The sequence below is a fragment of the Burkholderia sp. AU38729 genome (assembly GCF_020419725.1).
GTDB lineage: Bacteria > Pseudomonadota > Gammaproteobacteria > Burkholderiales > Burkholderiaceae > Burkholderia.
On record NZ_JAIZQO010000023.1, the window covers coordinates 24,777 to 42,987 of the forward strand.

Below are 18,211 nucleotides of genomic sequence, written 5' to 3' on the forward strand. Positions count from 1 at the left end.
CCACCGCGCTAGAATACTAAAAATACTCAAGCCGCAGCCGTCATGAGCGTCCAAGATTGCGTCGATGTACCCATAAAAGAACGCGCAACAGTAGTGTGCCTCCAAGGGGACCGTGTGTTGCTGGTCGCGCGCGCGGCATCCCGATGGGCACTGCCAGGCGGGACAATTAAAGCCAGCGAGACGCCTCTAGAAGCGGCGCATCGAGAGTTGCAGGAAGAGACCGGCTTGGTCGGCTTGGACCTTACGTATGCCATGCACTTCGGCGGTCTCTCAAAGCTGCACCACGTGTTTATTGGTGAACTCAGCGCCGACCTGAAGCCGCAACCAAACAACGAAATCGCCCGCTGCAAACTGTTCCGTCACGATGACGTCGCAAAATTGCGGGCGAGCATTCCTACGAAGAAAATCATCGAGTTGGCCTACGGCAACGACTGGCGCCCATAGGCAAGATTCATGTCGCTTTTCGAGGGCACGTAGCTATACTTCCGCGTGCAAACCTTCGGACGTCGCTCTACCCGCAGCGAGGCGAACATGACCAGCTCATACACCTACCGTGGATATACGATCGACGTTCATTGCGAACATAAGACCGAAGTGTCTCGAGAATCTTCGGCCACTTGCGAGACACCGCCCGGCTACCTCGCAATAGTCCAGGTGCGCGCAGCAAACACACGATCTTTTTTCCTAGCGCCGATTCGCTTGGCTGACGATCAAGGCAAGCCGTTTGCCGACAGCCTCGATGCGTTGCGCGCCGGCCGTTCTGCAGGCGAGATCATCGTGGACGACCTACTCGTCGACACATCCAGTGCCTGCATTAGCCTTCAGCGATGATGCTGCCGCAGCGTCTCGCGGACAGCGTAAACGCATAGAAAGATTCCAAGCATCGTAACGCCGGATGAGACGAAATCGTTCAGCGAGCCGGTGCTATCCAGGAGCTTGGGAAAGAGTCCCATGCTTAGCCCAACTGCGGTCAAAAGAAGACCCCCGACAACACCCCAGATGGGGCCTGCGTTCTCATTGTGCGTGTATTTCATTTTGCCCCCCGTCCTGTGTCCCATCCCCGAGACACTTTCAATATAGCTGATCAATATTTGGGACCAAAGCGACTTTGACGGACACGCCCTACATGCAAAAAATCCCGCCCTCGGGGGGAAAGTGAGGGCGGTAATTGAAACGGACACCTCTGGCACGAGACGGTCCAAGAGGGTTATCGGCGGTATTCCAAGAAACTGAAGAAGACCACTGGAGGTACGGAAATTCATCCCTCCCGGCTTCTGCTCCAGCGAGGAAAAAGGGGGAATCGACGGGGGGTATCAATCGATCAATGGAAGTTGAATTTCCTCAAATATCAATAGATTAATCGTTGATATTTCAATGCAACTTCCACATGACGATATGTCGGAGCACTTCGGTTGCTCCTGTTCGTTCCGGTTCGGCGACTTGCCTGTCACCCTTGCCAATCGGGCACCATCCGTCCGGCTCCAGGCGGTGGCCGTACAAGTACAGAATTGCCGGGAAGGAGAATCTCCTTGCCATCGGCGAAGGAAAAGCAACTTTTCGAGCAGGGCGTGACTTCCGTTCCGTGGCGAATTTGGTGAGCGATGCCCACCTACCCGGCACTACATCATCAACGATCGGACCGTCAAATCGCACGAGCGAATCCGCACCCGAAGCATCACCGTCATATAGAATGGTGCGCTTTGCCCGTACTCCTATGTGGTTCAAGAACCTTCAGCTTCATCGTCTTCCGGCACCTTGGGCCGTTACCCCCGATCAGATGGAAAAATGGCTGGCGCCCCATGCGTTTCAGCCGGGCACCAGCGTCGAGATGCAGAGCCATGGATGGGCGTCGCCGCGTGACAACGGCGCACTCGTGTATTCGATCAACCGGCAGATGTTGCTGACGTTTCGTGCCGAGAAGAAGCTGCTTCCGGCGTCGGTCGTCACCCAGGTGACCAAGGCCCGCGCGCTTGAAATCGAGGAGCAGCAGGGCTTCAAGGTCGGACGAAAGCAGCTGCGCGAACTCAAGGAGCAGGTGACCGACGAACTGCTCCCGCGCGCGTTCACCATTCAGCGCGATACCCGCGTGTGGATCGATACGGTGAACGGCTGGCTCGTCATCGATGCGGCTTCACAGGCTGTTGCCGACGACGTTCGCGGCCTGCTCGTCAAATCGATCGATCAGTTGCCGCTTGCCGGTGTTCAGGTGGTGCGTTCGCCGGTCGCCGCGATGACGGATTGGCTGTTGTCCGGCGAGGCGCCGGGCGGATTCACCGTGGACCAGGACGCCGAATTGCGCTCGAGCGGCGAAGGCGGCGCCACGGTGCGATACGTCGGCCACGCGCTGGAAGCGAACGACATGCGCCGGCACATCGAGGCCGGCAAACAATGCATGCGCCTGGCGATGACCTGGGACAACCGGATCTCCTTCGTGCTGACGCCGTCGCTGACGATCAAGCGCGTGACGCCGCTCGACGTGATCAAGGAAGCGGCGGATCCGACCGCGCAGAACGACGATGAACGCTTCGACTCGGATGTCACGCTGATGACCGGTGAATTGGCGCGGATGTTGGCCAGCCTCATCGATATCCTGGGTGGCGAGCAGCGCGACTCGGCGCATCAGGCGGCAGCGGCCTGAACGCCGGCGGCGACCGAGAAACCTCGCCGCCCCGCAACGGCGAGGTTTCGAGCCGGCGCGACAGTTCAACAAGGACTGTCGTCGCGCTGTCGGAAGTTCACGACCGGGCACTCGCGCACGATGCCCAATTTTTCTCCGTCTCGCCCACCAACGCGACGGTCCCGCCCGCGACCGCCGGCAGCCAGCCGGCCAAACCTGACGGCGCCAATGCGCCGACATCCCGAGATTCACGCATCCGACTCCAGGAACGCTGTTCCCGTCAGCGCACGAGCGCCGCGGCTCACTTGATCAGGAGCAGCACATCGCGAAAACGCGGATGCCGGCTGGAACCCAGCCATTCGAATCCGATCATCTCGACCGTCGCGATTTGCACTCCCGCCGCCGCGAGCCGGGCGATCCCCGCGTCCCGGTCGATCGTCCTGCGCGACCCCACGGCATCGCTGACCACCGTCACTTTGCGGCCGCTGCGCAACAGCCCGAACGCCGTTTGCAACACGCACACGTGCGCCTCGCAACCGGCGACGATGACGCTGTTGCGCCCGTCCGGCAAGGCCTCGACCAGACCCTCCGCGCACGCATCGAAATGATCCTTGACGACGGTGCTGGAGCACAGATCCGAGATCTCCGGTACGTTCCGGCCCAGCTGGACGGGGCTCTGCTCGGTACCCATCACCGGCACCGCGAGTATCTGCGCAATACGGGCAAGTCGGACAGCCTGCGTGACGACGGACACCCCATCGTGGATCACCGGCATCAGCCGCGTCTGAAAATCAACCAATACGACCACTGAATCGTCGGGCACGTGCAGCACGGCGCATTCTCCGGAGTGAAGGCGACGTCACCCCCATCGGCCATCGATGGAGAGTCGCTCTGTCGCAAGATCGTCAGTCCCGCAAAAGACGGATATCGAATCGCATCAATGACCGACTGCGCCAATTCGGTAAACGGAAGCGATGCTCAAGCCTACCAAACTTCCCGACGCCATTGACGTGATCGCATGGAGTCTGGTTCTCGCGATCATCTACCGGTCCGGTCGCAGGAATGCCGGTTGCTCCGCGCTCCGTATCGCCGAATTCTCCGCATTCCGCTCCTTCGTTTGCACAGCCCGAGACACGCCGACAGGCCAACCGCCACGATTCGATCCCGGTTCGGAATCAATCACCAATACCAACATCGATTGCCAATCCATTTTTCACCAAACTCGATAATCAGCACATCTCTATTTTGGCAAAACCGCACATTTTACCGACCCGACAAGCAATAATTGCGACCTCACTCCAGAACATTATTCTGAAACCATAAAATCATTATTGACTTCGACTTTATCCGAACTTTAGAATCGCCTACGATAGCTTACGTTTCGTTTTTCACGCCGCGCACGCACCCATGTCGGCACGGCACTGGAACATCAGCAGAGAAGTCTTTCATGCCTGCCGGGGCAGCGCCTCCTTTTGCCTTCAATTCCGGCATTAACCATCAATCGGTTATTTCCCATTCAATTCACCTCAAAAGCATGCCCGGATTAATTCCGAATTTACCAGGAATTCCGCAATACCGGACGAAGCAGATCGAGTACCCACTCATTCGATAATTCTCATAAAAATCGCCAGTCATCAGGAGGGACATCAACATGCATCGCCTTGCGAAGTCGCTGTGTCTCGGATTCATCTGCGCCGGCCTGCTCGCGGCCTGCAATGACGACGACGTCAAATCGAGCAACCCGCCGTCGAACAACGCCGCACTGTCGTTCCGCATGGACACCGGCGGCCAGATCAACGCGTTCTATCGGCAGGACAACGTCGCCGCACACCTGCTCGCGCGCTCGTCGACGAAGCCGCGTCTGCTCGTGGTCTTCCCCGCCGGCAACAGCGGCACCGGGCTGTGGTTCGACGACACCGCGCAGCCGGTGAACTGGAGCCTCGACACGCCGCCGTCCGCGCTATCGGCACCCGACACGCACGGCCGTCCGCTGTACGGCATCGGCGCCGACGTGTCGGTGGACACCAACACGCTGACGATCCGGCAGGGCGTGCTCAGCAACGTGCGATTCCTGCGCGACTTCAACGGCGGCGCCACGATTCCGCAGGAGATCCTCGCCGCGCCGACGGTTCAGGGCAGCGCCGCGCAATGGCAACGCGACCGGATCGACGGCGCGCCCGGCTATTCACTGCGCATCACGCTGCGCGACGGCGGCAGCATCGCGCCGGCAGTGGGCGGCAAGCTCGTCCTGAGCGCACCGGCGGGCTCGCACACGCTGCGGCTGCATGTCGATGCACTGTCGGGCGAGACGCCGTTGTCGCCGATCACGCGCGCCGACCTGCTCGGGCCCTCGGTGAACCCCGACCCGGTGAGCCAGAACGTGCTCGAGTTCCTGAGTTTCCACGACAAGCTGCTGGCCGGCTCGTGGCAGTACGACACCTACTTCGGCCGCGACACGCTGATCTCGGTGCGCATGCTGATGCCGGTGCTCGAACCCGCGGCGATCGAGGCCGGCCTGTCGTCGGTGCTGAGCCGGCTGTCGACCGACGGCAAGGTCGCGCACGAGGAAGGGATCGGCGAATTCGCCCTCGTCGACAACCAGAAGAACGGCCGGCCGAACGATCCGACGCCGACCTACGACTACAAGATGATCGACAGCGACTACCTGCTCGCGCCGATCGCGGCCGCGTGGCTGATCGACGATACGCGCGGCCAGGCCCGCGCGGCCGCCTATCTCGCCCAGCGCGGCAGCGACGGGCAGACCAATGGCAGCCGCCTGGTCGTCAACCTGCTGCACGTCGCGACGACCGCTCAGCCGTTCGCGCAACAGCCGACGGTCGCGAACCTGATCCACTTGCGGCCCGGCGAAATCGTCGGCAACTGGCGCGACAGCACCGACGGGCTCGGCGGCGGCGTCTATCCGTACGACGTCAACGCGGTGCTCGTGCCGGCCGCGTTGCGCGCGGCGAACGCATTCCTCGCGCGCGGCCTGCTCGATCCGTATCTGGATGCCGGGCAGCGCGCGACGCTCGCCAACACGGCTAACCAGGCGGCCACGTGGGAAACCCAGGCACCGCCGCTGTTCCAGGTCAGCGTGCCGGCCACACAGGCAGCCACCGACGTGTCGGCCTATGCGCCGTCCGCCGGCGTGCCGGCCGGCGCCGCGCCGGGCACACCGCTGGCGTTCTACGCGCTGTCGCTCGATCAGCAGGGCAATCCGGTTCCGGTGATGAATTCGGACGGCGGCTTCGCGCTGCTGTTCGGCACGCCGCCGGACGACGAGCTTCAGCGGATCGTCACCGACGTCACGCGGCCGTTCCCGACCGGGCTCGTGACCGATGCCGGGATGCTGATCGCGAATCCGGCGTATGCAAGCCAGGCGCTGTGGCCGAAGTTCACCAGTTCCGCGTATCACGGCACGGTGATCTGGTCTTGGCAGCAGGCGATGTGGGTGGCCGGGCTCGATCGCCAGCTCGCGCGCCAGGACCTGTCGGCCGCGACACGCACGCTGCTCACGCAGGCACGGCAGACGATCTGGCAGGTGATCTCGAACGGGCGCGACATGCGCACGTCGGAGATGTGGACGTGGTCGTACGTGAACGGCAAGTACCAGACCGATGCATTCGGCACGCGCAGCGCGGACGCCACCGAGGCGAACGCGGCGCAGCTCTGGAGTACGACGTATCTCGCGATCCGCGACCCGCAGCAGCGCGCGGGCAAGTACTGGTGGCAGGCGTCGCAGCGGATGCAGGATGCGCAGCCGAAGCTGAGCGCGGCGGCGCTGGCAGCGCGGTAGCGCGTCGCCAGTCGCGTGCCGACCGGGCATGCAAAAGCCCCGGGGCGTGACCGCCTCCGGGGCTTCGTCAGAAATCGAGGCGCTGGACACAGCTTCTGTACGCCCGGGCGGCCGAATGTTCTGCGTCCGTTCACCCGCGCCCGTGTGCCGCGCCAACCCGTATCACCGCGCCACGACCCGGTTCCGCCCTTCCCGCTTCGCCTGGTACAACCGTTCGTCGACCACGCGCAGCAACGCATCGACCGTGCTGCCGTCGGCCCCGTATTGCGCGACACCGACACTGACCGTCACCTGCACGCGCTTGAAATCGAGCCCGAACGGCGAACTCGCGATCGACGAGCGTACGCGTTCGGCCGTCATCCGCGCGCCTTCGAGCGGCATGTCCGGCAGCAGCGCCATGAACTCCTCGCCGCCGACCCGCGCCAGGCCGCCCGCGGGCCGGATCGCATCGAGGCACTGGCGCACGACGCCGCGCAGCACCTCGTCGCCGATCTGATGCCCGTACGCATCGTTGATGTTCTTGAAATTGTCGAGATCGAGCGCGAGCAGGCAGAACGGTGTGCCGTCGCGCTCGGCCCGCACCATCTCGCGCTCGACCTGCGCGATGAACTGCCGCCGGTTCGACGCGCCCGTCATCGGATCGGTCGCGGCCATGTATTCGAGCTTCTGGTTCGTACGCCGCAGTTCCTGCAACGCGCTCTCGGTGCGCGCCATCGATTCCGACAGCCGGCTCATCAGGTCCTCCTGGCTGTAGATCGCCGAGAACGAGCGCGTCGTCTGCAGCGCCTGCACGACACCGTAGCTGAGCAGGAAGAAGCCGCCGGCAAAAATCGCATGCGCGAGCCACCACATGTGATTCCACGGCTTGCCGAGAATGAACGCGAGCGACGACAGCGCGAACGCCATGATCGACACGCCGTAGATCACCATCAGCGGCGAGCGGATCCGTCGCGCGAGCAGCACGGCGACGTTCAGCAGCGAGAACACGAGCGCGCCGCCTTCCATCGACAGCCGCGTGCCCGGCGCGCCCGCGACCGGCGAATACGCGATGTACGCCACGGCCACGTTGACGATCACGAAGAACACGATCCACGGCAGCCACGTGCGCACGCTCGTGCGCTTCTCGAGGCGATCGGGCGGACGCGAATACGACAGCAGGCCCGTGAGCAGCAGGATCGACATCACGAGCCGCGACGCGGGTCCGTACAGCAGGAACAGCCAGATGTTGTGATGCGCCATTCCGGTGAACGCACCGTGCAGCGCATAGATCATCGCGAAGCCGAGAAAGCCCAGTGTCAGCCAGCGCAACAGCGGCTCGCCGGACGACCGGTAGCAGACCCACGTCACGTAGGTGACGAACGCGCCTTCGAGGGTCGCGGCGGCGATCGCGATTTCATGGAACGCGTGGTTCTCGAACACGACGTGCGGGTCGCTGAAGAACCACAGATAGGCGATCAGATAGGCGGGCAGCAACGCGAATCCGACCAGCAGGCATTTCGCGTAGAGCCTTGCGGCCGCGCTGACGACGCGCGGCGGTTCCCCGGCTGCATAGGTCGTACTCATTCGGTCCCCGGTCGGTCTGCTGCGTTGGTTCGAACCTTCGCGGCACGGATCGCACGACGCACGATCCGGCCCATCGTGCCGAAAGGCAAATGTCAGAGCAAGTATAGGTGGGGCAATTCGTTTGACAAGTAAGGGGAAACGGCATTGCCGGGCGCATGCCTTTTGCTTCCCGATTGTTTCGAATGGCGGATCAGTCGCGCCGATTCGCGTCGCGGCCGCCTGTCTCGCCGAAGCGAAACCGCGGCCGCTCCGTGCCAAAGATCAGAGGATTTCGAACAGGCCGGCCGCGCCCTGCCCGCCGCCGATGCACATCGTGACGACCGCGTACTTCACGCCGCGCCGCTTGCCTTCGATCAGCGCATGGCCGGTCAGGCGTGCGCCCGATACGCCGTACGGATGGCCGACCGCGATCGCGCCGCCGTTCACGTTCAGACGATCCTCAGGAATCCCGAGCGTGTCGCGGCAGTACAGCACCTGCACCGCGAACGCTTCGTTCAGCTCCCACAGGCCGATATCGTCGACCTTCAGCCCTGCCTGCTTCAGCAGCTTGGGCACCGCGAACACGGGGCCGATGCCCATCTCGTCCGGCTCGCAACCGGCCACCGCGAACCCGCGGAACACGCCGAGCGGCTGCAGCCCTTCGCGCTGCGCGGCGTCGGCGCTCATCACGACGCAGGCCGACGCGCCGTCCGAGAACTGGCTCGCGTTGCCCGCGGTGATCACGCCACCCGGCACGGCCGACCGGATCTTCGATACGCCTTCGAGCGTCGTGTCGGGGCGAATCCCTTCGTCCGCCGAGACCGTCACTTCCTTCGTGAACAGACGGCCCGTCGCCTTGTCGGCCACGCCCGCGAGCACGGTGATCGGCACGATCTCGTCACGGAAACGCCCGGCTTCCTGCGCGGCCGCCGCGCGCAGTTGCGACTGCACGCCGTACTCGTCTTGCCGCTCCTTCGAGATGCCGTAGCGCTTCGCGACGTTCTCGGCCGTCTGCAGCATGTTCCAGTAGATCTCGGGCTTGTGCTGGACGAGCCAGCCTTCCTGGATCATGTGGTGGTTCATCTCGTTCTGCACGCACGAGATCGATTCGACGCCGCCCGCGACATACACTTCGCCTTCGCCCGCGATGATCCGCTGCGCGGCCAGCGCGATGGTCTGCAGCCCGGACGAGCAGAAACGGTTCACCGTCATCCCCGGCACCGTCACGGGCAGCCCCGCGCGCAGTGCGATCTGCCGCGCGATGTTCGCGCCGGTCGCGCCTTCGGGGTTCGCGCACCCCATGATCACGTCCTCGACGCGTGCGGGGTCGAGCTTCGCGCGTTCGACAGCGGCCGCGACCGCGTGGCCGCCGAGCGTCGCGCCGTGCGTCATGTTGAACGCACCGCGCCAGGATTTCGCCAGCGGCGTGCGGGCGGTCGATACGATTACGGCTTCGGTCATGCGAGTCTCCTTCGGTCCTGCTTCACCTGAATCGGATGGGGAATTGCGCTACGCCGCCGGGCGCGCGCCCGCGGACGTCACATGCGCGACGCCCGCTGCCTGCATCTGCTGCCATGCGTGGGCGAGCGACCCGTTCAGGTCGATCGCGCGGCACGCATCGTTGATCACCGCGGCTTCGAAACCGGCCGCGCGCGCATCGAGCGCCGACCACGCGACGCAATAGTCGGTCGCGAGCCCGCAGCACCACACACGCTTCGCGCCGAGCTCGCGCAGATAGCCCGCGAGCCCGGTGCGCGTCGTGCGGTCGGCTTCGACGAACGCGGAGTAGCTGTCGACCTGCGCGTCGCCGCCCTTGCGGATCACGAGCCGCGCATGCGGGATATCGAGATCGCGATGCAACGCCGCGCCGTCGGTGTCCTGCACGCAGTGCACGGGCCACAGCACCTGCTCGCCGTACGGCAGCGCGAGCGTGGAGAACGGTTCGCGGCCCGGGTGATTCGCCGCGAACGACACGTGCTCGCGCAGGTGCCAGTCCTGCGTCAGCACGACCTGGTCGAAGCGTTGCGCGAGCGCATTGATCACCGGCACGACCGCGTCGCCGTCGGGCACCGCGAGCGCGCCGCCCGGCATGAAGTCGTATTGCACGTCGATCACGAGCAGGACGTCGTCGGTGCGTTTCATTGCGTTTCTCCGGGTGTGCGTGGCGCCGCGATCCGGCGCGTCAGCCGTTGAACCCGCGGCCGGCCTTCGCGAGTTCCGCGATCGACGGTGCGAGTTGCCATGCGTCGCCGTTCGGTGCCGCCGCATAGCGGCGAATCGCGCGCTCGACGTTGTAGAGGCCGACCACGTCCGCGTACAACATCGGGCCGCCGCGCCACAGCGGGAAGCCATAGCCGGTCAGGTAGACCATGTCGATGTCGGACGCCTTCGACGCGATCTTCTCCTCGAGGATCTTCGCGCCTTCGTTGACGAGCGCGAACACGAGCCGTTCGACGATCTCGTCGTCGCCGATCTTGCGACGCTCGACACCGCGCTCCTTCGAATACGCGACGACCATCTCGTCGACGAGCGACGACGGCTTCGCCTTGCGATCGCCCGGCACGTAGTCGTACCAGCCGGCGCCCGTCTTCTGGCCGAAGCGGCCCTGTTCGCACAGGCGGTCGGCGATCTTCGAGTAGTGGAGCTCGGGCTGCTCGACGTAGCGGCGCTTGCGGATTGCCCAGCCGATGTCGTTGCCGGCGAGGTCGCTCATCCGGAACGGTCCCATCGCGAAACCGAATTTCTCGATCGCACGATCGACCTGCGCGGGCAGCGCGCCTTCCTCGAGCATGAAGAGCGCCTGGCGGATGTACTGCTCGATCATCCGGTTGCCGATGAAGCCGTCGCACACGCCCGACACGACCGCCGTCTTGCGGATCTTCTTCGCGACGGCCATCACGGTGGCGAGCACGTCCTTCGCGGTCTGCGCGCCGCGCACGACCTCGAGCAGCTTCATCACGTTCGCCGGGCTGAAGAAGTGCATGCCGACGACGTCCTGCGGACGCTTCGTGAACGCCGCGATCTTGTCGACGTCGAGCGTCGACGTGTTCGACGCGAGGATCGCGCCCGCTTTCGCGACTTCGTCGAGCTTCTTGAACACCTGCTCCTTCACGCCGAGTTCCTCGAACACGGCCTCGACGATCAGGTCGGCGTCCTTCAGATCGTCATAGGACAGCGTAGGCGTGATCAGCGCCATGCGTGCGTCGAGCTTCTCCTGCGAGAGCTTGCCCTTCTTCACCTGCGCATCGTAGTTCTTGCGGATCGTCGCAACGCCGCGCTCGAGCGCTTCCGGTTTCGTCTCGAGCAGCGTGACGGGCAGCCCCGCGTTGACGAAGTTCATCGCGATCCCGCCGCCCATCGTGCCCGCGCCGATCACGCCGACGCGGCGGATCTCGCGCAGCGGCGTATCGGCCGGCACGTCGGGAATCTTGCTCGCGGCACGCTCGCCGAAGAACGCGTGCCGCAGCGCGCGGCTTTCCGGCGTCATCATCAGCGCGACGAAACCCTCGCGCTCGGCCACGCTGCCCTTGTCGAAGCCGTGCAGCACGCCGGCCTCGATCGCGTCGATGCACTTGTGCGGCGCGGGGAAATTCGGGGCGGCAGCCTTCGCGGAATTGCGCGCGAACTGGATGAAGCCGGCGGCGTTCTCATGGACAATCTTGCGATCGCGCACACGCGGATGCGGCCCCTTCTGCGCGCCGACCTTGCGGGCGAATGCGACGGCCGCGCCGAGCAGGTCGCCATCGGCCATTTCATCGAACAGCCCGCTCTTCGCCAGCTGCTCCGACGGCACGGGTGCGCCCGACACGATCATGTTCAGCGCGGTTTCGAGCCCCACCGCACGCGGCAGGCGCTGCGTGCCGCCCGCGCCCGGCAGCAGGCCGAGCTTCACTTCGGGCAGCGCGACCTGCGCGCCCGGTGCCGCGACGCGATAGTGCGCGCCGAGCGCGAGCTCGAGGCCACCGCCCATCACGACGCTGTGCAGCGCCGCGACGACGGGCTTCGCGCTCGTCTCCACCGCGCGGATCACGGTGTGCAGCGTCGGCTCCTGCAGCGCCTTCGGCGTATTGAATTCGGTGATGTCGGCGCCGCCCGAGAATGCGCGTCCCGCGCCGGTCAGCACGATGGCTGTCACCGACGGGTCCTGCGCGGCGCGATCGAGCGCGTCCATGACGCCCTGACGGGTCGACAGGCCGAGCCCGTTGACGGGCGGATTGTTGAGCGTAAGGACGGCCACGCCGTCGCGAGTCGAGTAATCCACTGCCATCTGCCTGCCTCCATGCATCGCGCGCCGGGGTGGCTGCGCTTCATTGTGCGCGGTCGAACAGCCGCATGTCCTGATGAACGGAGGCAGCATACAACGAAAAAGCACGGTCGTTCAATTTGAATTTTGTTCCCGATGCCGGTCGCCCGATCCGGGGACGGATCGGGCGACCGGCTCACGAGCCGCTTCCGGCCCGGACTCGAGTTACGGCTCGCAGACCGCCGTCGGCAACACGTAGTCGCGGAACGTCTCGCGCAGCTTCAGCTTCTGCAGCTTGCCGGTCGCGGTGTGCGGCAGCGATTCGACGAACACGACGTCGTCGGGAATCCACCATTTCGCGACCTTGCCTTCGTAGAACGCGAGCAGCGCGTCGCGGCTCAGGTTCGCCCCTTCGCGCGGCACCACGACGAGCAGCGGGCGCTCGGTCCATTTCGGGTGCGCACAGGCGATGCAGGCGGCCTCGGCCACGCCCGGGTGCGCGATCGCGACGTTCTCGATGTCGATCGAGCTGATCCACTCGCCGCCCGACTTGATCACGTCCTTGCTACGATCGGTGATCTGCAGGAAGCCGTCGGGGTCGATCGTCGCGACGTCACCGGTCGGGAACCAGCCGTCCGACAGCGGCGACGATTCGCCGCGAAAGTAGTGATCGATCACCCACGGGCCACGCACCTGCAGTTCGCCGAACGCGACGCCGTCCCACGGCAGTTCGCGGCCGTCCTCGCCGACGATCCGTATGTCGACGCCGCAGATCACGCGCCCCTGCTTCTCGAGCAGCTTGCGCTGCGCGTCGAGCGGCCGCTGCGACTGCGCCCAGTTGAGCTTCGCGAGCGTGCCGAGCGGCGACAGTTCGGTCATGCCCCATGCGTGAATCACGCGCACGCCGTATTCGTCCTCGAAGGTGCGCAGCATCGCGGGCGGGCACGCGGAGCCGCCGATCACCGTGCGGTTCAGCGTCGAGAAGCGCACGCCGGCCTCGCGCATGTAGTTGAGCAGGCCGAGCCACACGGTCGGCACGCCCGCGGAAAACGTCACGCGCTCGGTCTCCATCAGCTGGTACAGCGATTTTCCGTCGAGATCCTTGCCGGGCAGCACCAGCTTGCCGCCCGTGAGCGGCACCGCGTACGGCAGCCCCCATGCGTTGACGTGGAACATCGGCACGACGGGCAGCACGGCGTCCATCGCGGACAGGTTCATCGCGTCGGGCAGCGCGGCGCCGTACGCGTGCAGCACGGTCGAACGGTGCGAATACAGCACGCCCTTCGGGTTGCCGGTCGTGCCCGACGTGTAGCAGAGCCCCGACGCCTGCTGCTCGTCGAGGCGCGGCCAGTCGTAGCGGCCATCCTCCGCTTCGACGAGCGTTTCGTAGCAGAGGAACGGTGTCGTGCCGGACGGCAGGTGCGCGGCGTCCGTCATCGCGACCCAGCCCTTCACGTGCGGGCATTGCGGCGCAATGGCCTCGACGAGCGGCGCGAAATTGATGTCGAAGAAGACGTAGCGGTCTTCCGCATGATTGACGATGTACGCGATCTGCTCGGGGAACAGGCGCGGGTTGATCGTGTGGCACACGGCACCCATCCCGCCGATCCCGTAATAGGCTTCCAGATGCCGGTAGCCGTTCCACGCCAGCGTGCCGACGCGATCGCCGGCTTCGACGCCGAGCCGCGTGAGCGCCTGCGCCAGTTGCTTCGCGCGGCGTTCGCAATCGCGGTACGTGTAGCGATGCAGGTCGCCTTCCACGCGCTTCGACACGATCTCCGTATCGCCGGCGTGCCGCGCGGCATGCGAAATCAGCGAGGACACCAGCAACGGCATGTCCATCATCTGGCCCAGCAACGGCTTACCCATCGTCTTGTTCTCCGTGAGGATGCGAATCGGTGCCTCTGCGGCGCGCCCGTCAGCGGCCCCGGACGGGCGTGGCGCACGGTGCGCGGACCACCATGCGGGCGGCGCGGCGCCGCCTTACAATATCGGCTTACCCAGAGGCGCTCAACATGTCGTTTTCCCGAAGCGCAGCCGATCCGGCTGACACCCTCCCCGACCTCGCCGCCACGCTCGGCGAGCCCGCCACTGGCGCGTTCGTCACGCTCGGCGACGCGTTTCATACGCGGCTGCCGGCCGCGCCGCTTGCCGCGCCGTATGTCGTCGGCTTTTCCGACGAAGTCGCGCAACTGCTCGACCTGCCGCCATCGATCGCCGCGCAGCCCGGCTTCGCCGAGCTGTTCGCCGGCAATCCGACGCGCGACTGGCCCGCGCACGCGATGCCGTATGCGGCGGTGTATTCCGGCCACCAGTTCGGCGTGTGGGCCGGCCAGCTCGGCGACGGCCGCGCGCTGACGATCGGCGAGCGCACCGGCACGGACGGCCGCCGCTACGAGCTGCAGCTGAAAGGCAGCGGCCGCACGCCTTACTCGCGGATGGGTGACGGCCGCGCGGTGCTGCGCTCGTCGATCCGCGAATTCCTGTGCTCGGAAGCGATGCATCACCTCGGCATCCCGACCACGCGCGCACTGACGGTGATCGGCTCCGACCAGCCGGTGGTGCGCGAGGAGATCGAGACGTCGGCCGTCGTCACGCGCGTGTCGGAGAGCTTCGTGCGCTTCGGCCACTTCGAGCACTTCTTCTCGAACGATCGCCCCGACCTGCTGCGCCAGCTCGCCGATCACGTGATCGATCGCTTCTATCCGGATTGCCGCCACGCCGACGATCCGTACCTCGCGCTGCTCGAGGCCGCGACGCTGCGCACGGCCGACCTCGTCGCACAGTGGCAGGCCGTCGGTTTCTGCCACGGCGTGATGAACACCGACAACATGTCGATCCTCGGCGTGACGATCGACTACGGCCCGTTCGGCTTCGTCGATGCGTTCGACGCGAACCACATCTGCAACCACTCGGATACGAGCGGCCGCTACGCATATCGGATGCAGCCGCGCATCGCGCACTGGAACTGCTATTGCCTCGCGCAGGCGCTGCTGCCGCTGATCGGCCTGCAGCACGGCATCGCCGACGACGATGCGCGCGCCGAGCGTGCGGTGGAGGACGCGCAGGCCGTGCTCGCAAAATTTCCGGAACGTTTCGGCCCCGCGCTCGAACGTGCGATGCGCGCGAAGCTCGGCCTGGCGCTCGAACGCGAGAACGATGCCGAGCTCGCCAACAAGCTGCTCGAGACGATGCATGCGAGCCACGCGGATTTCACGCTGACGTTCCGCCGGCTCGCGCAGATCTCGAAGCACGACGCGAGCCGCGACGCGCCCGTGCGCGACCTGTTCATCGACCGCGACGCGTTCGATGCGTGGGCGAACCTCTACCGCGCGCGGCTGTCCGAGGAAACACGCGACGACGCGGCACGTGCCGCCGCGATGAATCGCGCGAACCCGAAATACGTGTTGCGCAACCATCTGGCCGAAGTCGCGATCCGGCGCGCGAAGGAGAAGGATTTTTCGGAGGTCGAGCGGCTCGCGCAGATCCTGCGCCGCCCGTTCGACGAACAACCGGAGCATGAAGCGTACGCGGCGTTGCCGCCCGACTGGGCCGGGTCGCTCGAAGTGAGCTGCTCGTCCTGAGCCCCGACCCGCGCGACTCGACCGACCGATCAGGAGAACCCCACATGTCCCACGATTCCGACGACAAGACCTTCCCGTACCAGAAGGACGACGCCGAGCTGCGCCGCCGGCTCACGCCGATGCAGTACGAAGTCACGCAGCATGCGGCAACCGAGCGCGCCTTCACCGGCGAATACACCGACACCGAAGACGACGGCATCTACAAATGCGTCGTCTGCAGCACGCCGCTGTTCGAATCCGGCGCCAAGTTCCACTCGGGCTGCGGCTGGCCCAGCTACTTCAAGCCGCTCAACGGCGAGGTGATCGACGAAAAGGTCGACTACTCGCACGGGATGGTGCGCGTCGAGGTGCGCTGCAACCACTGCGGCGCGCATCTCGGCCACGTCTTCGAGGACGGCCCGCGCGACAAGACCGGTTTGCGGTACTGCATCAATTCGGCTGCGTTAAACTTCGAGTCCCGACCCGAAAACGAATGAGCGGCGCCGGGCGGATCCGCGGGGCGCCCCTCGCGCCGCCGCCCCGATCCGCTCCGGCGGTGCCTGGCGGGTCCCTACAACGGTGAAAGGCCGCGCAAGCGGCCTTTCACGCAGCTGCGAGCGCCATGAAATTCCTGTTCGATCTGTTTCCGATCATCCTGTTTTTTGCCGCCTTCAAGGTCTGGGGCATCTTTACCGCCACCGCCGTCGCGATCGTCGCGACGCTGGCCCAGGTCGCCTGGGTTGCCTTCCGGCACCGGAAGGTCGACACGATGCTGTGGGTCAGCCTTGGCGTGATCGTCGTTTTCGGTGGCGCCACCCTCGTCCTGCATGACGAGAAATTCATTCAATGGAAACCGACTGTGCTGTACTGGCTGTTTGCGATCGGGCTGCTCGCCGCGCGCTATGCGTTCGGCAACAACCTGATCGAGAAGATGATGGGCAAGCAGCTCACGCTGCCGCACCCCGTGTGGGACAAGCTGAACGTCGCCTGGGCGCTGTTCTTCGCGGTGCTCGGTGTCGCGAACCTGTACGTGGTGCACAACTTCACCGAATCGCAATGGGTGAACTTCAAGCTGTTCGGCACGACGGGCGCGATGGTCGTATTCATCATCCTGCAGAGCCTGTGGCTCACGAAATACCTGAAGGACGAGTGACATGACGGACGCCTTTCTCCACGCGTCGCCCGACGAACGCATCGCGCTGATCGAAGCGCGCCTCACCGCCGCGCTCGCCCCGCTGTCGCTCACCGTGCGCGACGACAGCGCGCAGCACGCGGGCCACGCCGGCGCGTCCGCCGGCGGCCATTTCACGGTCACGATCGTGTCGGCCGCCTTCACGGGCAAGCCGCGCGTCGCGCGGCACCGGCTGGTGTATGATGCGCTCGCTGATGCGATGCAGCGCGGCATTCACGCGCTCGCGATCGTGGCTTACACGCCCGAAGAATTCAACGAATCTTCAATCTAGTCTCATTAGGAATTCCCGATGATCCTGAAATCCCCCCGCCTGTGGGTCGCGGCGGCTGCTTTTGCAGCGGCACCGGCATTTGCCCAGAACATCGCCGTCGTCAACGGCACGCCGATTCCGAAGTCGCGCGCCGACGCGATGGTGGCTCAGCTCGTCCAGCAAGGCCAGACCGACAGCCCGCAACTGCAGCAGGCCGTCCGCCAGGAACTCGTGAACCGCGAAATCCTGATGCAGGAAGCGATCCGTGAAGGCATCCCGAACCGTCCGGACGTGAAGGCGCAGGTCGCCGTCGCGCAGCAGACCGTCGTGCTGCGCTCGATGATCGAGAGCTTCCTGAAGAAGAACCAGCCGACCGACGCCGAAGTGAAGGCGCGCTACGACGACCTCGTCAAGGGCGCCGGCGGCAATCGCGAATACCACCTGCACCACATCCTCGTCAGCGACGAGCAGCAGGCGAAGGACCTGATCGCGAAGATCAAGGCCGGCGCGAAGTTCGAGGATCTCGCGAAGCAGTTCTCGAAGGATCCGGGTTCGGGCAAGAACGGCGGCGATCTCGACTGGTCCGACCCGAAGGCGTACGTGCCGGAATTCGCGGCGGCCGCGCAGAAGCTGCAGAAAGGCCAGATGACCGACACGCCGGTGAAGACGCAGTTCGGCTGGCACATCATCCGCGTCGACGACATCCGCGACATCGCCCCGCCGCCGCTCGAGCAGGTGAAGCAGCAGATCGCGCAGCAGCTCGTGCAGCAGAAGTTGCAGGCGTTCGAGGAAGGTCTGCGCCAGCAGGCAACGGTCAAGTAACGCCGGCACGCGCCGCACGCGCATCGAAAAGCCGCTCTTCGGAGCGGCTTTTTTATTGCCCGTGACCCGTCCTGAAATAGGTTGACACTTTTTCGCTGACGCGAAGAGGTGCCAAATGGAGCAAGGGATCAAGCGGACGCAGCGGGACTACAGTCTGGCTTTTAAGCTGTCGGTGGTGGCCCAGGT

Annotated in this window: 15 protein-coding genes; 9 read left to right on the plus strand and 6 right to left on the minus strand. The window is 65.1% G+C overall.

Features of this window, described 5'->3' with window-relative positions; genetic code table 11:
• The first annotated feature begins 42 nt into the window (after positions 1 to 42).
• From LGM56_RS35980 to LGM56_RS35990, 3 genes are all read left to right on the plus strand, one after another.
• The gene (locus LGM56_RS35980; RefSeq protein ID WP_069248196.1) at positions 43 to 444 is read left to right on the plus strand and encodes an NUDIX hydrolase; all 402 of its coding nucleotides are present in this window, start codon (positions 43 to 45) and stop codon (positions 442 to 444) included.
• Between the two features lie 87 nt (positions 445 to 531).
• On the plus strand, positions 532 to 831 hold the full coding sequence (locus LGM56_RS35985) for a hydrogenase maturation factor (protein WP_226208134.1): 300 nt from the start codon (positions 532 to 534) through the stop codon (positions 829 to 831).
• Between the two features lie 883 nt (positions 832 to 1,714).
• The gene (locus LGM56_RS35990; protein WP_226208135.1) at positions 1,715 to 2,638 is read left to right on the plus strand and encodes a recombination-associated protein RdgC; all 924 of its coding nucleotides are present in this window, start codon (positions 1,715 to 1,717) and stop codon (positions 2,636 to 2,638) included.
• A 280-nt stretch (positions 2,639 to 2,918) separates the two neighbouring features.
• On the opposite strand, the gene LGM56_RS35995 is transcribed toward LGM56_RS35990, so the two are convergent.
• The gene (locus tag LGM56_RS35995) at positions 2,919 to 3,449 is read right to left on the minus strand and encodes an isochorismatase family protein (protein ID WP_226208136.1); all 531 of its coding nucleotides are present in this window, start codon (positions 3,447 to 3,449) and stop codon (positions 2,919 to 2,921) included.
• 819 nt (positions 3,450 to 4,268) lie between these two features.
• Here LGM56_RS35995 and LGM56_RS36000 point away from each other — a divergent pair.
• The gene (locus LGM56_RS36000; protein ID WP_226208137.1) at positions 4,269 to 6,413 is read left to right on the plus strand and encodes a hypothetical protein; all 2,145 of its coding nucleotides are present in this window, start codon (positions 4,269 to 4,271) and stop codon (positions 6,411 to 6,413) included.
• A gap of 162 nt (positions 6,414 to 6,575) precedes the next feature.
• On the opposite strand, the gene LGM56_RS36005 is transcribed toward LGM56_RS36000, so the two are convergent.
• From LGM56_RS36005 to LGM56_RS36025, 5 genes are all read right to left on the minus strand, one after another.
• Positions 6,576 to 7,976 (minus strand): GGDEF domain-containing protein, encoded by a 1,401-nt coding sequence (locus tag LGM56_RS36005; protein ID WP_089495035.1) that lies wholly within the window; start codon positions 7,974 to 7,976, stop codon positions 6,576 to 6,578.
• A gap of 261 nt (positions 7,977 to 8,237) precedes the next feature.
• A complete protein-coding gene (locus LGM56_RS36010; protein WP_069248202.1) occupies positions 8,238 to 9,416 on the minus strand; it encodes an acetyl-CoA C-acyltransferase in 1,179 nt (392 codons plus the stop codon).
• 48 nt (positions 9,417 to 9,464) lie between these two features.
• Entirely contained in the window at positions 9,465 to 10,097 is a 633-nt protein-coding gene (gene pncA, locus LGM56_RS36015; protein WP_226208138.1) for a bifunctional nicotinamidase/pyrazinamidase, read from the minus strand.
• Positions 10,098 to 10,137: 40 nt separating this feature from the next.
• Positions 10,138 to 12,222 carry a 3-hydroxyacyl-CoA dehydrogenase NAD-binding domain-containing protein gene (locus LGM56_RS36020; protein WP_226208139.1) on the minus strand — a complete coding sequence of 695 codons (2,085 nt, stop codon included), beginning with the start codon at positions 12,220 to 12,222 and terminating at the stop codon, positions 10,138 to 10,140.
• A 201-nt stretch (positions 12,223 to 12,423) separates the two neighbouring features.
• The gene (locus tag LGM56_RS36025) at positions 12,424 to 14,067 is read right to left on the minus strand and encodes a 3-(methylthio)propionyl-CoA ligase (RefSeq protein ID WP_226208140.1); all 1,644 of its coding nucleotides are present in this window, start codon (positions 14,065 to 14,067) and stop codon (positions 12,424 to 12,426) included.
• Positions 14,068 to 14,213: 146 nt separating this feature from the next.
• On the opposite strand from LGM56_RS36025, the gene LGM56_RS36030 reads away from it, so the two are divergent.
• The 5 genes from LGM56_RS36030 (at position 14,214) to LGM56_RS36050 (ending at position 18,025) form a co-directional block, all read left to right on the plus strand.
• A complete protein-coding gene (locus tag LGM56_RS36030) occupies positions 14,214 to 15,782 on the plus strand; it encodes a protein adenylyltransferase SelO (RefSeq protein WP_226208141.1) in 1,569 nt (522 codons plus the stop codon).
• Positions 15,783 to 15,826: 44 nt separating this feature from the next.
• Positions 15,827 to 16,258 (plus strand): peptide-methionine (R)-S-oxide reductase MsrB, encoded by a 432-nt coding sequence (gene msrB / locus LGM56_RS36035; protein WP_089440292.1) that lies wholly within the window; start codon positions 15,827 to 15,829, stop codon positions 16,256 to 16,258.
• Positions 16,259 to 16,383: 125 nt separating this feature from the next.
• Complete coding sequence (locus LGM56_RS36040; RefSeq protein WP_011352350.1) at positions 16,384 to 16,914, plus strand: septation protein A; 531 nt, start codon at positions 16,384 to 16,386, stop codon at positions 16,912 to 16,914.
• 1 nt (position 16,915) lies between these two features.
• Entirely contained in the window at positions 16,916 to 17,224 is a 309-nt protein-coding gene (locus LGM56_RS36045; RefSeq protein ID WP_059678099.1) for a BolA family protein, read from the plus strand.
• 18 nt (positions 17,225 to 17,242) lie between these two features.
• On the plus strand, positions 17,243 to 18,025 hold the full coding sequence (locus LGM56_RS36050; RefSeq protein WP_089495040.1) for a peptidylprolyl isomerase: 783 nt from the start codon (positions 17,243 to 17,245) through the stop codon (positions 18,023 to 18,025).
• Positions 18,026 to 18,211: the final 186 nt, after the last annotated feature.

Excerpts from the sequence above, each read along its gene's own strand:
- LGM56_RS35980 (WP_069248196.1), top strand. The coding sequence starts at position 43 with ATGAGCGTCCAAGATTGCGTCGATGTACCCATAAAAGAACGCGCAACA.
- LGM56_RS35985 (WP_226208134.1), top strand. The coding sequence starts at position 532 with ATGACCAGCTCATACACCTACCGTGGATATACGATCGACGTTCATTGC.
- LGM56_RS35990 (WP_226208135.1), top strand. The coding sequence starts at position 1,715 with ATGTGGTTCAAGAACCTTCAGCTTCATCGTCTTCCGGCACCTTGGGCC.
- LGM56_RS36000 (WP_226208137.1), top strand. The coding sequence starts at position 4,269 with ATGCATCGCCTTGCGAAGTCGCTGTGTCTCGGATTCATCTGCGCCGGC.
- LGM56_RS36005 (WP_089495035.1), bottom strand. The coding sequence starts at position 7,976 with ATGAGTACGACCTATGCAGCCGGGGAACCGCCGCGCGTCGTCAGCGCG.
- LGM56_RS36010 (WP_069248202.1), bottom strand. The coding sequence starts at position 9,416 with ATGACCGAAGCCGTAATCGTATCGACCGCCCGCACGCCGCTGGCGAAA.
- pncA (WP_226208138.1), bottom strand. The coding sequence starts at position 10,097 with ATGAAACGCACCGACGACGTCCTGCTCGTGATCGACGTGCAATACGAC.
- LGM56_RS36020 (WP_226208139.1), bottom strand. The coding sequence starts at position 12,222 with ATGGCAGTGGATTACTCGACTCGCGACGGCGTGGCCGTCCTTACGCTC.
- LGM56_RS36025 (WP_226208140.1), bottom strand. The coding sequence starts at position 14,067 with ATGGGTAAGCCGTTGCTGGGCCAGATGATGGACATGCCGTTGCTGGTG.
- LGM56_RS36030 (WP_226208141.1), top strand. The coding sequence starts at position 14,214 with ATGTCGTTTTCCCGAAGCGCAGCCGATCCGGCTGACACCCTCCCCGAC.
- msrB (WP_089440292.1), top strand. The coding sequence starts at position 15,827 with ATGTCCCACGATTCCGACGACAAGACCTTCCCGTACCAGAAGGACGAC.
- LGM56_RS36040 (WP_011352350.1), top strand. The coding sequence starts at position 16,384 with ATGAAATTCCTGTTCGATCTGTTTCCGATCATCCTGTTTTTTGCCGCC.
- LGM56_RS36045 (WP_059678099.1), top strand. The coding sequence starts at position 16,916 with ATGACGGACGCCTTTCTCCACGCGTCGCCCGACGAACGCATCGCGCTG.
- LGM56_RS36050 (WP_089495040.1), top strand. The coding sequence starts at position 17,243 with ATGATCCTGAAATCCCCCCGCCTGTGGGTCGCGGCGGCTGCTTTTGCA.